The organism is Citrobacter telavivensis (assembly GCA_009363175.1).
GTDB lineage: Bacteria > Pseudomonadota > Gammaproteobacteria > Enterobacterales > Enterobacteriaceae > Citrobacter_A > Citrobacter_A telavivensis.
On sequence record CP045205.1, the window covers coordinates 3,860,852 to 3,874,837 of the forward strand.

At 54.4% G+C, this 13,986-nt stretch carries 12 protein-coding genes; all 12 read right to left on the bottom strand.

The window, feature by feature from the left end; all coding sequences use genetic code 11:
• Positions 1–31 precede the first annotated feature (31 nt).
• On the bottom strand, positions 32–778 hold the full coding sequence (kdsB, locus tag GBC03_20915) for a 3-deoxy-manno-octulosonate cytidylyltransferase (GenBank protein ID QFS72484.1): 747 nt from the start codon (positions 776–778) through the stop codon (positions 32–34).
• Positions 775–957, bottom strand: coding sequence for a protein YcaR (locus tag GBC03_20920; GenBank protein QFS72485.1), 183 nt, complete (start codon positions 955–957; stop codon positions 775–777). Before GBC03_20920 ends, kdsB begins: the two co-directional genes overlap by 4 nt.
• A gap of 51 nt (positions 958–1,008) precedes the next feature.
• Entirely contained in the window at positions 1,009–2,241 is a 1,233-nt protein-coding gene (locus GBC03_20925) for a hypothetical protein (GenBank protein QFS72486.1), read from the bottom strand.
• Positions 2,242–2,282: 41 nt separating this feature from the next.
• Positions 2,283–3,260, bottom strand: coding sequence for a tetraacyldisaccharide 4'-kinase (lpxK, locus tag GBC03_20930; GenBank protein QFS72487.1), 978 nt, complete (start codon positions 3,258–3,260; stop codon positions 2,283–2,285).
• Positions 3,257–5,005, bottom strand: a complete 1,749-nt coding sequence (gene msbA / locus GBC03_20935) for a lipid A ABC transporter ATP-binding protein/permease MsbA (protein QFS72488.1) — start codon at positions 5,003–5,005, stop codon at positions 3,257–3,259. Before msbA ends, lpxK begins: the two co-directional genes overlap by 4 nt.
• Positions 5,006–5,041: 36 nt before the next feature.
• On the bottom strand, positions 5,042–7,306 hold the full coding sequence (locus GBC03_20940; GenBank protein ID QFS72489.1) for a ComEC family protein: 2,265 nt from the start codon (positions 7,304–7,306) through the stop codon (positions 5,042–5,044).
• 203 nt (positions 7,307–7,509) lie between these two features.
• Positions 7,510–7,794, bottom strand: a complete 285-nt coding sequence (ihfB, locus tag GBC03_20945) for an integration host factor subunit beta (GenBank protein QFS72490.1) — start codon at positions 7,792–7,794, stop codon at positions 7,510–7,512.
• A 147-nt stretch (positions 7,795–7,941) separates the two neighbouring features.
• On the bottom strand, positions 7,942–9,615 hold the full coding sequence (gene rpsA, locus GBC03_20950) for a 30S ribosomal protein S1 (GenBank protein ID QFS72491.1): 1,674 nt from the start codon (positions 9,613–9,615) through the stop codon (positions 7,942–7,944).
• Positions 9,616–9,727: 112 nt separating this feature from the next.
• Complete coding sequence (locus GBC03_20955; protein ID QFS72492.1) at positions 9,728–10,411, bottom strand: (d)CMP kinase; 684 nt, start codon at positions 10,409–10,411, stop codon at positions 9,728–9,730.
• Between the two features lie 181 nt (positions 10,412–10,592).
• On the bottom strand, positions 10,593–11,876 hold the full coding sequence (aroA, locus tag GBC03_20960) for a 3-phosphoshikimate 1-carboxyvinyltransferase (protein ID QFS72493.1): 1,284 nt from the start codon (positions 11,874–11,876) through the stop codon (positions 10,593–10,595).
• 72 nt (positions 11,877–11,948) lie between these two features.
• On the bottom strand, positions 11,949–13,037 hold the full coding sequence (gene serC / locus GBC03_20965; protein QFS72494.1) for a 3-phosphoserine/phosphohydroxythreonine transaminase: 1,089 nt from the start codon (positions 13,035–13,037) through the stop codon (positions 11,949–11,951).
• 203 nt (positions 13,038–13,240) lie between these two features.
• The gene (locus tag GBC03_20970) at positions 13,241–13,933 is read right to left on the bottom strand and encodes a DUF421 domain-containing protein (GenBank protein ID QFS72495.1); all 693 of its coding nucleotides are present in this window, start codon (positions 13,931–13,933) and stop codon (positions 13,241–13,243) included.
• Positions 13,934–13,986 lie beyond the last annotated feature (53 nt).

Here is a 13,986-nt window from a genome sequence, read left to right on the forward strand (position 1 = left end):
CTCACTAAAGAGCGGAGTGTCATAAAGAGAATTAACGCATTTCAGCGCGAACGCGCTCGAGGTCTTCTGCGGTATCAACACCGGTCCCGGGTACCTCTTTTGCCACAGCCACGTGGATTTTTTCGCCGTACCACAGCACGCGGAGTTGCTCCAGCATCTCAATATTTTCCAGCGGACTGGGCTGCCAGCTCACATAACGGCGGATAAATCCGGCGCGGTAGCCGTAAATACCAAGGTGACGCAGGAAGGTATCGCCAATGGTCTCCCGACTCTTCGCAAAACGGTCGCGATCCCAGGGGATTGTGGCACGCGAGAAATACAGCGCATAGCCTTCGGCATCCAGTACGACCTTCACCGCATTAGGATTGAATGCCTCTTCTGCACCGTGAATAGGTGCCGCGAGCGTGGCCATTCCAACCTGACGCTGCGCCAGGTTTTCCGCCACCTGGCGAATGATGACGGCCGGGATCATCGGCTCATCACCCTGCACGTTAACGATCACGGTGTCATCACTGAAGCCACACTTCTCGACCACCTCTGCCAGACGTTCTGTCCCCGACTGGTGGTCGACGCGGGTCATGCACACTTCCCCACCCGCAGCTTCAACGGCGCGCGCGACGTCTTCATGATCGGTCGCGACAATAATGCGCTCAGCGCCGGATTCACGGGCGCGCTCCAGCACATGTACAATCATCGGCTTACCGTTGATGTCCTGCAACGGCTTACCCGGCAGACGCGTGGAGGCGTAGCGGGCAGGAATAATGACGACAAAACTCATGATTTACGCTCATCAGCCGCTAACACGCGGGCCTCAGTTTCCAGCAACACGGGAATGCCATCACGCAGCGGAAAAGCGAGGTTATCCAGTTTGCAGATCAGTTCTTGTTTTTCCTGGTTGTACCAGAGTTTTCCGTTACAGACCGGGCAGGCAACGATTTCAAGCAGACGATGATCCATAGTTCCTCCAGATGGACCGGGTAGTGAATGAGGAGATCTTATCATACTCGCTCATGCGACTGCGTCTATTTCCCACCCCTGCCGACATTGTGCAAATATCCCTTCCGGACAGTGCCCCAGCGTCACGCGGGCGGCATTCTGCCAGCGGGCGAAATCGGTTATCGCCTGCTGTAACCCGTTTTGCAGCGTCACACCTGGCTTTACCCCCTCCTGCAGATAGAGAGAAATCACTTCCAGTACGCCAGTTTTACGGTGCATTTTGGCGTCCATCCGCCCCACCAGTTGCCCCCGGTGGAGCAAAGGCAGGACAAAGTAGCCATATTGCCGCTTTGGCGCCGGCGTGTAACATTCCAGCCGGTAGCTGAAATCAAACAGCTGCTCCGCGCGTTTGCGATCCCAGACTACCGGATCAAACGGCGACAGCACCGCGCTATGTGTCGCGGTCAGCTTTCCTGCCTGTGCCTGTTCAAGCAGCGGCAGCATATCCGCATGCAACCACAGCGGCCCGAGGCTTTCGACCTCGACCGGAACGATCTGCTGCTGTTCAGCCCGCACATCACGCCAGTTTTGTAATTCGGGACGTTTCAGACGGTAGTAATCTGCCAGCCACTGCTCGCGAAAAATCCCCAGGCTGCGCGCGCTGTTGTCCAGCATGACAGATTCCGCTTGCGCCCGTGGAAGCAGATCGCGTTCATCATCCCAGTGCGGCATGACGCGATGCGTGAGATCGTATACACGTTGGAAATTACGCCGTTCAATCACCATCACCTTTCCTGCCGTGAACAGCCCTTCCAGATGTAGCTTGTGCGGCTTCCAGTCCCACCAGCCGCTGTTACCTTTACGCTGGTGCTCAAAGTCCGCTGAGCGAACCGGCCCGTTTTGATGGATATGCTGCAACAGTTGCTCAATTTCGCCAGCATGCTCTTTCATCCACGCCGCCTGGTACTTCCAGCCCATTTTTTCAGGGGCCAGCATCCGGTGGCGTATCAACGTGAAGTCACTGCGCGGCAGGAAGCAGGCCTCATGGGCCCAGTACTCCATCAACTCGCCCTGCGTCAGGGCGTCATCCAGCCACTGTATCGCGTAATCCCCCAGTCGGCTGAACAACACAAGGTAGGGGCTGCGGGCAACAATATTGATGGTATCAATTTGCAGCAGCGACATGCGGGTAATCGTCGGCAGGATATCGCTCGCCAGCGCGCGGCGGCGTGGTTTTTTTAACAGCCCCTGGGCGGCGAGATGAAGGTTACGGGCATCCGTAAGAGAGAGGTACGGCAACGACATTCATGATTCCCTCATTCATTCGCTGCCGTTATGGTGGTGCGCTAACGTACCAGCGAGATCAATTTTTCGAGTAATGTCTCAGGTTCTGTCCCCGACAGATGTGCGTCGACAGGGAGATACCACCAGTTGTCTTCAGCAAAGGCGCGGCACTTAACGGCGTCCTTCTCCGTCATGATCAGCGTTTGCGACGAGTTCAGTAAGCCGTTGACATCACGCGAAGTCAACGCCTGATGATCTGCCAGCGGAACACATTTCTGTGGCTGTACGCCACAGGCCTCTAACGTGGCAAAAAAGCGCGGCGGATGACCAATACCCGCCATCGCCACGACATTTTGCAATTGCGCGACATCGCGACGCTCACCGGTACGCAGGTTCACAGCCAGTCCTGCCGCCAGACGCATCGGGATCTCCCCCGCCTGCGGGATGCCACCGTTGACAATGACCGCATCCACCGTTTTCAGCCGACCGGCCCGTTCACGCATCGGGCCTGCCGGTAGCCACCAGCCGTTACCGAAACGACGCACGCCATCAACCACCACAATCTCAACATCGCGGGCCAGACGGTAGTGCTGAAGGCCATCATCGGTGACGATAATCTGTACATCGTGATGCGCCAGAATCGCTTTAACCGCGTCGGCCCGGTTGGGTGATACCGATACCGGTGCGCCGGTGCGCTGATAAATCAGCACCGGTTCATCACCCGCTTCTGCTGTGGTCGTTTCGGCATTCAGCAGTAAGGGATAAGACGCCGCTTTGCCACCGTAACCGCGGGAAACCACCCCAACGCGAAGACCGCGCCGCTGGAGCTGTTCCACCAGCCAGATCACTACCGGCGTTTTACCGTTACCGCCCGCCGTCAGGTTACCGACCACCACCACCGGCACCGGTGCACGCCAGGCGCGCTTGATCCCGAGCGTATAACACAGACGAATCCCCCCGCTCACCAGGCCGTACAGCCAGGAGAGAGGGAGTAACAGTCGCCATAAGGGCGACTCACCGGACCAGATGCGTGCGATCATTGACCAAATTGCATTTTGTGCAGTTGCGCATAGACGCCGCGATGTTCCAGCAGTTCGCTGTGCGTACCGCGTTCCACAATCAGACCATCTTCCACGACCACAATTTCATCAGCCTGCTCGATGGTTGAGAGACGGTGCGCAATAACCAGCGAGGTGCGGTTTTTCTGCAGTTCGTCCAGCGCCGCCTGAATGGCGCGCTCTGATTCGGTATCCAGCGCTGACGTGGCTTCATCAAGGATCAGAATCGGGCTGTCTCGCAGCAAGGCGCGCGCAATGGCGATACGCTGACGCTGACCGCCGGACAGCAACACGCCGTTTTCGCCGATCACCGTATCAAGGCCGTCATCCATTTTATTGATAAAGTCCATGGCATAGGCCATACGAGCCGCTTCTTCGATCTGCTCACGGCTATACTGCTCAGTTCGCGCGTAGGCGATGTTGTTCGCCACCGTGTCGTTGAACAGATGCACGTTTTGCGAAACCAGCGCCACCTGATTACGCAACGAGGCCAAGGTGTACTCACGTAGATCGTGACCATCCATGAGGATTTCGCCTTCATTGATGTCGTAAAAACGCGTGATCAGACTGGCAATGGTTGATTTACCGGAACCTGAACGCCCCACCAGCGCAACGGTTTTGCCTGCCGGGATTTTCAGGTTGATATTGCGCAGAGCCGGCACTTCGCGGCCCGGATAGGTAAAGGTCACATTACGGAATTCCAGATCGCCGGTCGCACGTTCAATCACGCGTTTACCTTCGTCTTTTTCCTGCTCGCTATCCAGAATTGCAAACAGGGTCTGGCATGCGGCCATACCACGCTGGAACTGGGCGTTGACGTTGGTCAGCGATTTCAGCGGACGCATCAGGGCAATCATTGACGAGAAGACCACGGTGATCGTCCCTGCCGTCAGGCTGTCCATAACGCTTGGGAAGCTGGCCGCGTACAGAACAAACGCCAGCGCCAGAGAAGCAATCAACTGGATGATAGGATCGGAAATGGAAGAGGCAGAAACCATCTTCATTCCCTGCAAGCGCATCTTGTTACTGACTTTGTCGAAGCGCTTCGTTTCCACCCCCTGACCACCGAAGATCAGGACCTCTTTATGGCCTTTCAGCATCTGTTCCGCGCTGGTCGTCACCTGCCCCATCGTATTCTGCATATTCTTACTGATAGCACGAAAACGTTTGGAGACCACACGAATCGCAATCGACACGATAGGTGCCAGCACAACCAGGATGATCGACAACTGCCAGCTGTAATAGAACATCATGATGAACAGGCCGATAATGGATGCGCCTTCACGCACAACGGTAATCAGCGCGCCGGAAGACGAAGAGGCAACCTGTTCAGAATCGTAAGTAATGCGAGAAAGCAGCGTCCCGGTGGACTGCTTGTCAAAGAAGGAAACCGGCATGCCCATCATATGACCAAACAGGCGACGACGCATGGTCATCACCACTTTTCCTGATACCCAGGAAATACAGTAGCTGGAGATATAGCTGGTGATACCACGTAAAATCATCAGCCCAATAACCACCAGCGGCATCCAAAGCAACACTGAGCGATCTGTTTTACCAAAACCATCGTCCAGTAATGGTTTGAGGAGCGATAACATGAAGGTATCGCTGGCCGCGTTGAGGATTAACGCAACACCCGCCACGATCAGACCCGATTTGAAAGGCGCAATGGTTGGCCACAGTCGGCGAAACGTCTGCCACGTAGAGAGATCTTTATCGTTATGCATTCAAGAAACCAGCATCTGTTGAAATAGCCGCATATTCTACCCGTTATCGTCTGACACGCCAAACCACTGATGATACCAACGAGGTAAAATTTGCTCCCGCAGGCTGATGACCTGCCAGCCCTGTGTTGAAAAATCCAGCGAAATTTGCCCCTGATGCGGGGTATCACACCACCGGTACCCCTGTTGCTGATAGCGCTGCTTCACCTTGTGGGACGGCAGCCGCCAGGCGTTGTAGCGTGATGCCGAGGCCAGCGCCGCCCGGCCATTGGCGCGTTGAATGAATGCCAGTGAAGAAGAACTGTTGCTGCCATGATGTGGTACCTGGACTACCGTTGCTGAAAGATGCTGCCAGTAATGGCTTAACATTTTCTGTTCCGCCGGGGACTCTATATCACCCGTCAGCAGAATACTGTGCATGCCATCATCAATCTTTACGACACAGGAGTGGTTATTTCCCTGCGTCTGGTCCCCCTTCAACGGCCAGTGCACGCTAAACCACAATCCCTGCCATTGCCACGTCTCGCCACGATAACAGGGCAAATGGCCCGGCCATCCTAGCGGGCTGCGTACCCAAAGCGTTGGCCAGGTTGTCTGCAAAGAGTGTAGTCCACCGCGATGGTCAAGATGCTCATGGCTGAGAATGATGCCCTCTGGCTGCAGATGGTGCCAGCGCAGCCATGGAATGATGATCTGCTGCGCGCTGTCACCCCCCGGCCAGGCCAACCCGGTATCGTAGAGTAACGCTTTACCATTGCGGGCGATGACCATCGCCAATCCTTGTCCAACATCCAGCATGTGCACCTGCCAGGCGTCGGTACGTGTCGGACTCCAGAACGGCCAACTCAATAGCGCCAGCGTCGCCAGACAGAGGCCGGGAAAGATGCGCCATGCAACGAATCGCCAGCCGAGTAACATAAGCCAGGGGACAAAGACCAGCCACTGCCAACGAACATCAACATTGATCCACCCTGCAGGCAAGAGCTTAAGCGCCCAGAATAACGTGGCCAATGAACGATCGGCCAGATACCAGAGTCCGCCCTCGAGAAACAGCGGACCGGTGAGGTGAACCACCATTCCAGCGAGGATCAACGGAACGCTGACAAACGTAACCAGCGGAACAGCAAACAGATTTGCGACAAAAGAGGTCAGGCTGATACCGTGAAACAGCGCAATTTGTAGCGGCAGGAGCAACAGGGTAATCCCCAGTTGCAGATGTGCCAATTCAACAAGCAAACGCCCGGCGCGCGGTAAGCGCAAGGCAGGACAAGGAAACCATTGATACCAGAACAGCAAAGCCGCAACGGCAAAGGCAGAAAGCCACAGGCTTTGCGAGATTACAGCAACGGGATCGACAACCAGAATGGCCGCCAGACAGCAGCACCAGACCGACCAACCGCTCCATTGCCGTCCGCTTAATTTCAGTGCCCCCCACACCAGCAGCGCCACCACCGTGCGTAACGCCGGGGGTTGCAGTCCGGTCAACCAGGCATAACACACCGCGCAAATAAGCCCACCAATCAGCGGGTGTTGCCAGCGGATCCCGGCGACCGGCAACAGAAACTGCACACCCCGCAACAGAGCGGCAGCCAGTAAAGCCGCGAAAGCGATATGCAGGCCGGAAATCGCCATCAAATGCGCCGTACCAGTATCACGCATAATCGCTTTGACCTCCTGCGGGACCAGCAGGCGTTCTCCCATCCCCAGCCCCAGAATGACCTGCTGCCAGGAATAGTTCTCCAGAGAGGCGGTCAGCGAGGCGAGATAGCGAGCCCGCCAGCTGCATCCACTGTCGACCACCTTTGCCTGCAAAAAGCGACCGGTGAGCGGCTGATGCTGTGCTAAGGCATAACGCTGGCTGTCAAATCCGCCGTCATTCAACTCGGCGTGAATAGCGCGAACCTTCAGCGTCATCGCCCAACGTTGCCCCGCACACGGTGCTATCGGCAAGTATTGGTCATAAAGCACAATGCCTACGGCAGGGAAAAGTCGATGCCCATTAAGATGCGTGATCCACCCGGCATGTGTTGTCATGTTATCCGTGGCCGTAAGCTCTACGACCGCCTCCTGCGTGGCGACTGGCAATGTATTTACCGCCCACAGCGACTGCTTCGCCGCCATGACGCCCCAGAGAAAAAACAGCAGGAGGAGCCCGGCACACTTCGCCACTTTCCAGCGGAGCAGAGCGAGCAAACAGGCCAGCACAAACAGGACGCTCACAACCACTGAACCTGGAAGCGTGGGCAGCAAGAATAAAGGGAAGATCCCCCCTAATGCGCACAGACTAACCGTCGTTATTTTCATGGACACCTCCCTGTTAGCGGAAGTGTCCAGATCTGAACAGTGGTTGTCAGGTGTAGAATGAGGGATTTACGGTCATGATTCCGCAATTTTCATCGCCGCCCGGCAATATGCAACGTGAAATGCGAGTGGTACTCCAGGACGGGCTGCAGGCAAGAAAAAAGCACCGTAAAGGTGCTTTTCCTAGGCTATGTTTTGCGAAAAACTTAACCGTAAATATTGGCGCGATCGCGCAGTTCTTTACCCGGCTTAAAGTGCGGAACATATTTTCCTTCCAGATCCACTTTATCGCCAGTCTTCGGGTTACGCCCGGTACGTGGTGCACGGTAATGCAAAGAAAAGCTGCCGAAACCGCGGATTTCAATACGCTCGCCCTGTGCAAGAGTCGAGGCCATATGCTCCAGCATCTCTTTTACTGCATCTTCAACCGCTTTCGCGGGAATATGAGATTGCTGAGTGGCAAGTCTTTCAATCAATTCTGACTTGGTCATGATTCCTCCGGTTCCAATAAGCTGCTGCTGTCGCATTGATTAAGGGCGGCCGTAGCCGCCCTTTGTCATTGATTACAGAACGAATTCTATAATCTGTCAAGTATTCTCATCTGACTTCGGGACGAAACATCCCGAAGTATCAAAGAATTACTCGCCTTTAGCTGCTTTGAAAGCTTCAGCCATTGCGTTGTTAGAGAAGTTTGCATCTTCCTGTTTGTTAACAGTTGCGATGGCATCTTTCTCATCAGCTTCGTCTTTAGCACGAACAGACAGGCTGATTGCACGGTTCTTACGGTCAACGCCGGTGAATTTAGCTTCAACGTCGTCACCCACGCTCAGAACCAGGGTAGCATCTTCAACGCGGTCACGGGATGCTTCAGAAGCGCGCAGGTAACCTTCAACGCCGTCAGCCAGTTCTACGGTTGCGCCTTTCGCGTCAACTGCAGTCACTTTACCGTTTACGATTGCGCCTTTCTTGTTCAGTGCAACCCAGTTGTTGAACGGATCTTCTGCCAGCTGTTTAACGCCCAGAGAGATACGCTCGCGCTCTGCGTCAACCTGCAGAACAACTGCTGCGATTTCGTCGCCTTTTTTGTATTCACGAACTGCTTCTTCGCCTGCAACGTTCCAGGAGATGTCAGACAGGTGAACCAGGCCGTCGATGCCGCCGTCCAAGCCGATGAAGATACCAAAGTCAGTGATAGACTTGATTTTACCTTCAACACGGTCACCCTTGTTGTGGGTTTCCGCGAACTGCTGCCATGGGTTAGATTTGCACTGCTTCAGGCCCAGGGAGATACGACGACGTTCTTCGTCGATATCCAGAACCATGACTTCCACTACGTCGCCAACGTTAACAACTTTGGACGGGTGGATGTTTTTGTTGGTCCAGTCCATTTCGGAAACGTGAACCAGGCCTTCAACGCCTTCTTCGATTTCAACGAAGCAGCCGTAGTCAGTCAGGTTGGTCACGCGACCGGTCAGTTTGGTACCTTCCGGATAACGCTTAGCGATAGCAACCCACGGATCTTCGCCCAGCTGTTTCAGGCCCAGGGATACACGGGTACGTTCGCGGTCGAACTTCAGCACTTTAACAGTGATTTCGTCGCCAACGTTTACGATTTCGCTTGGATGCTTAACGCGTTTCCATGCCATATCGGTGATGTGCAGCAGGCCGTCAACGCCACCCAGATCAACGAATGCACCGTAGTCAGTGAGGTTCTTAACGATACCTTTAACTTCCATGCCTTCCTGCAGGTTTTCCAGCAGCTGATCGCGCTCTGCGCTGTTTTCGGATTCGATCACGGCACGACGAGAAACAACAACGTTGTTGCGCTTCTGATCCAGCTTGATGACTTTGAACTCAAGCTCTTTGCCTTCCAGGTGCAGCGTATCGCGCACCGGACGAACGTCTACCAGTGAACCTGGCAGGAACGCACGAATACCGTTCAGCTCAACAGTGAAGCCGCCCTTAACTTTGCCGTTGATAACACCAACAACAGTTTCAGCGTCTTCGTATGCTTTTTCCAGCGTGATCCAAGCTTCGTGACGCTTAGCTTTCTCACGGGACAGCAGGGTTTCGCCGAAGCCGTCTTCTACTGCGTCCAGCGCAACGTCAACTTCGTCACCGACCTGGATTTCCAGCTCGCCGGCTGCGTTTTTGAACTGCTCTGCAGGGATTGCAGATTCAGATTTCAGGCCCGCATCAACCAGAACGACGTCTTTGTCGATAGCAACAACAACGCCACGAACGATGGAACCCGGACGGGTTTCGATTGTTTTTAAGGATTCTTCAAATAGTTGAGCAAAAGATTCAGTCATGTTTAATCTTCGAAGTTAGATTTAACGTCCACCTGACACCATGTCGGATGGGGTTGTTTAACATACCCGCTGTCATTCCATTGCAACGGGGGTACTGCAAATTCGGTCGCTCTTAAGCGAGTGCCAGTTTTTGGCGCGCGTATTGTAGCGTTTTTTCAATCACTTGCTCAATGCTTAATCGTGTGGAATCTAAAACTAAAGCATCAGCAGCGGGAACCAGCGGCGCTACAGCACGGTTTCGGTCGCGATCGTCACGTTCTTTGATCTCGGCCAAAAGGCGCTCAAAGTTAACACTAAAGCCTTTCTCCTGCAACTGTAGCATACGGCGATGCGCACGTTCTTCCGAAGAGGCGTCAAGGAAAATTTTCACTGGCGCATCCGGGAAAACTACCGTTCCCATGTCGCGTCCGTCGGCGATAAGTCCTGGCGCTTCACGGAAAGCGCGTTGACGACGCAGCAGCGCTTCGCGCACGCGAGGGAACGCAGCAACCTGAGAGGCGGCATTGGCGACTTCCTGCGTGCGGATTTCACCGCTGACGTCTTCTCCTTCCAGAATTACTTCCAGATTTCCGTCCGTTGAGACAAAACGGACATCAAGATGGGTTGCCAGCGGAACCAGCGCGTCTTCTGAGGCGACATCGACATGATGATGTAATGCCGCCAGCGCCAGCACGCGATAGATTGCGCCTGAGTCCAACAGATGCCATTGCAATGCTTCCGCCATCGCTTTGCACAAGGTGCCTTTTCCTGCACCGCTTGGGCCATCAATGGTAATTACCGGGGCAATTGCCGTCATCTTTATCTCCTTAAACAGGCGTTCTGTTAACGTAAACGCCGCGCATTATACGCGCCAACGCCCACAATCGTTAACGTTGTGTGCAAAAACCGGTTTAGTCTGTAATCAGATGAAGAATAATTGCGCAATTATAGCGGGCTGGTGAGCAACCAGCCCGAAAGATGACAATGTTTTACGTTTATCAGGCAGGTGTGCTGATACGCGCCAGTTGTTCGAAATAGTCAGGGAAGGTTTTGGCGGTACATTTGGGGTCAAGGATCGTGACCGCCGTGTCAGATAGCGCCACCAGCGAGAAGCACATCGCCATGCGATGATCGTTATAGGTGCCAATTTCGGCAAACTTCAGCTTGGCCGGCGGCGTGATGCGAATAAAATCCTGCCCCTCTTCCACTTCCGCGCCAACCTTGCGCAGTTCGGTCGCCATCGCAAACAGACGGTCAGTCTCTTTGACACGCCAGTTATAGATGTTGCGAAGCGTCGTCGTACCTTTGGCAAACAGCGCCGCGGTGGCAATGGTCATCGCCGCATCCGGAATGTGGTTCATGTCCATGTCGATTGCGTTGAGCTCTCCGCGGGTACAGGCGATAAAGTCGTCACCCCAGGTTACCGTCGCGCCCATCTTCTCCAGCACATCGGCAAAGCGAATATCGCCCTGCATGCTGTTGCGGCCAATCCCGGTCACTTTCACCGTCCCGCCTTTAATTGCGCCTGCCGCAAGGAAATAGGAGGCCGATGAAGCATCACCTTCAACCAGATAGTGGCCCGGAGATTGATACTGCTGACCGCCTTTGACCACAAAACGCTGATAGCTCTGGTTCTCTATCTCAACGCCAAAGGTTTTCATCAGGTTCAACGTGATATCAATATACGGTTTCGACACCAGCTCACCTTTAATGCCAATCACCGTATCCTGTGGTGCCAGAGGCGCGGTCATCAGCAGCGCGGTGAGGAACTGGCTGGAGACGCTACCATCAACCTCAACCTGTCCACCGGTAAACCCGCCACGCAGTCGAAGCGGTGGGTAGTTTTCCTGTTCCAGATACTCAATGTTCGCCCCGCCCTGACGCAGTGCATCCACCAGATGACCAATCGGACGCTCTTTCATGCGCGGTTCGCCAGTCAGCACAATATCGTTTGCGCCAAGGCACAGCGCGGCGGCCAGCGGTCGCATCGCCGTTCCGGCATTGCCCAGAAACAGTTCTAACGCGCCGTCGGCATGCAGAGGACCAGCATTGCCAGTGATTTCGCAGCGGGTACGATCCGCAGAAAGGGTGTAATCAATCCCCAACGCACTCAGGGCATTAAGCATATGGCGAACGTCATCGCTGTCCAGCAGGTTGGTCAGCACGGTGGTGCCATGTGCTAACGCCGCCAGTAACAACGCGCGGTTAGATACGCTCTTCGAGCCAGGCAGATTAATCGTGCCATCGACCCGTGCGATGGGTTGTAACGTCAGGGATTCCATGAAACTCAACTCTCAAAAGACAGAAATAAAAACCCCACAGACAACGCTGTGGGGATGAAAAGAGACTACAGATTAGCCGCGGCGACGCTCGAAATCGGTCATGAAATCGGCAAGCGCTTTTACCCCTTCCAGCGGCATCGCGTTATAGATAGAGGCGCGCATACCGCCGACAACGCGATGGCCTTTCAGCGCATGCAGACCGGCGGCAAACGATTCTTCCAGGAAGATCTTATCCAGCGCGCTGTCAGCCAACTGGAACGGCACGTTCATACGTGAACGGTTGGCTTTCGCCACATCGTTACGATAGAAGTCGCTGTTATCAATCACGCCATACAGCAGTTCGGCTTTCTGCTGGTTGATTTTATCCATCGCTGCCACGCCGCCATTGGCTTTCAGCCATTTGAACACCAGGCCAGAAAGGTACCAGGCGAAGGTCGGCGGCGTATTGAACATCGAATCATTGTCGTTCAGTACGGCGTAATCGAGGATCGACGGGCATGCCACATTCGCTTTACCCAGTAAATCTTCGCGCACGATGACGAGCGTCAGACCCGCCGGACCAATGTTCTTCTGCGCGCCGGCGTAAATAATGCCGTAGCGAGAGACATCCAGCGGCCCGGAAAGAATGGTTGAGGAGAAATCGGCGGTCACCACCACATCAGAACCAAAATTGGGCGTTTCGTTAATCGCGATGCCATCGATGGTTTCGTTAGGGCAGTAATGCAGATACGCCGCATCAGCAGAAAGCTGCCACTCGCGCATTGGCTTCACGCCGCGCAGGCCATCAACCGAGACTTTGGCATCAATCACATTCGGCGTGCAGTATTTTTTCGCTTCTTTAACCGCGCTGGCAGCCCAGTAGCCGGCATCAACGTAGTCAGCCGTGGTTTTGTCGCCCAGAATGTTCAGCGGAATAGCGGAAAACTGGCCGCGACCGCCGCCGTGACAAAACAGCACTTTGTAGTTGGAGGGGATATTCAACAGATCGCGAAAATCCTGCTCCGCTTCTTGCGCGACCTGGATGAATTCTTTTCCGCGGTGGCTCACTTCCATGACGGACGTACCAAGACCGTTCCAGTCACAAAGATCCTGTTGAGCCAGTTTGAGCACGTCTGCCGGTAGCATTGCCGGACCTGAACTAAAATTGAAGACCTGAGCCATTTCCCCTCACCACGTTGTGTTGTTATTAACCCAACCTCTTTTCGTACATGAACAGACATTGGGTATAAGTTATTCCTGTGGATATCGGTTTTATCATTCAGTGACACGCGCCGCAATGGCTAAAACGGAGCAGAGCAAAAATGAGTGTTCGCTCACACAACAGAATCTTCGGGATTGACGATGAAAGACCGATATTTTTGCTGTCAGACGACCCGTTTTGCCCGGCTGGCCTTCGACCATTCTGGATTTTTGCAACGTGGACAAAATTGGCTATCCCCGGCGCTCATGCCGACAACTTCACTGCAGCGCACGCAGGCGTAATCCCCTGCTTCCGGCATGACCCTGAAGCGCTGCGTGCAATATTCAGGCAGAATGCTAAGCCCTGGCTTCACTTTTTCGTCTGCAAAGAAATAGACGCTGATCTGCCCGTTCGTTTCGAGGATCGCCAGTCTGACCTGTCCCAGTTGCTCAACACCGTTCAGCCGCAGTTCCATAAAGAACTCAAATTCAGTCATGTTGGCGTTACCCAGCTTCGACCAGGCTAACTCGCCGTCTTCGATGATAACGACGGGCTTGCCTTCCAGCAGATCTTCCAGCGCTTCGCTGCGCGCCATCAGCCACATCACCAGCCGGTACAACATCGCCAGAGTAATGAAGACCACCAGCACTGGCAGCATGGGCACATCGTCATAAAAAGCCACATCCCCTGCCGCCGACCCCAGCGTCAGAATGATCAGCACTTCGAATAATGACATCTGTCTTACGCCGCGCCTGCCCGTCAGTTTGAGAAACAGGAACACCAGAATAAAGGTGTAGAGACTGCGCAGCGCAACTTCCCAGAGGAATTCCAGCGGCACTTTGTCGAGTGCCATTCGTTGTAAATCAAATGCTTTCATTTTTATGCCCTTAACGCAGGTACCGGATAAAAGCATAGCCAAAACTTTTATTT

Excerpts from the sequence above, each read along its gene's own strand:
- kdsB (QFS72484.1), bottom strand. The coding sequence starts at position 778 with ATGAGTTTTGTCGTCATTATTCCTGCCCGCTACGCCTCCACGCGTCTG.
- GBC03_20920 (QFS72485.1), bottom strand. The coding sequence starts at position 957 with ATGGATCATCGTCTGCTTGAAATCGTTGCCTGCCCGGTCTGTAACGGA.
- GBC03_20925 (QFS72486.1), bottom strand. The coding sequence starts at position 2,241 with ATGTCGTTGCCGTACCTCTCTCTTACGGATGCCCGTAACCTTCATCTC.
- lpxK (QFS72487.1), bottom strand. The coding sequence starts at position 3,260 with ATGATCGCACGCATCTGGTCCGGTGAGTCGCCCTTATGGCGACTGTTA.
- msbA (QFS72488.1), bottom strand. The coding sequence starts at position 5,005 with ATGCATAACGATAAAGATCTCTCTACGTGGCAGACGTTTCGCCGACTG.
- GBC03_20940 (QFS72489.1), bottom strand. The coding sequence starts at position 7,306 with ATGAAAATAACGACGGTTAGTCTGTGCGCATTAGGGGGGATCTTCCCT.
- ihfB (QFS72490.1), bottom strand. The coding sequence starts at position 7,794 with ATGACCAAGTCAGAATTGATTGAAAGACTTGCCACTCAGCAATCTCAT.
- rpsA (QFS72491.1), bottom strand. The coding sequence starts at position 9,615 with ATGACTGAATCTTTTGCTCAACTATTTGAAGAATCCTTAAAAACAATC.
- GBC03_20955 (QFS72492.1), bottom strand. The coding sequence starts at position 10,411 with ATGACGGCAATTGCCCCGGTAATTACCATTGATGGCCCAAGCGGTGCA.
- aroA (QFS72493.1), bottom strand. The coding sequence starts at position 11,876 with ATGGAATCCCTGACGTTACAACCCATCGCACGGGTCGATGGCACGATT.
- serC (QFS72494.1), bottom strand. The coding sequence starts at position 13,037 with ATGGCTCAGGTCTTCAATTTTAGTTCAGGTCCGGCAATGCTACCGGCA.
- GBC03_20970 (QFS72495.1), bottom strand. The coding sequence starts at position 13,933 with ATGAAAGCATTTGATTTACAACGAATGGCACTCGACAAAGTGCCGCTG.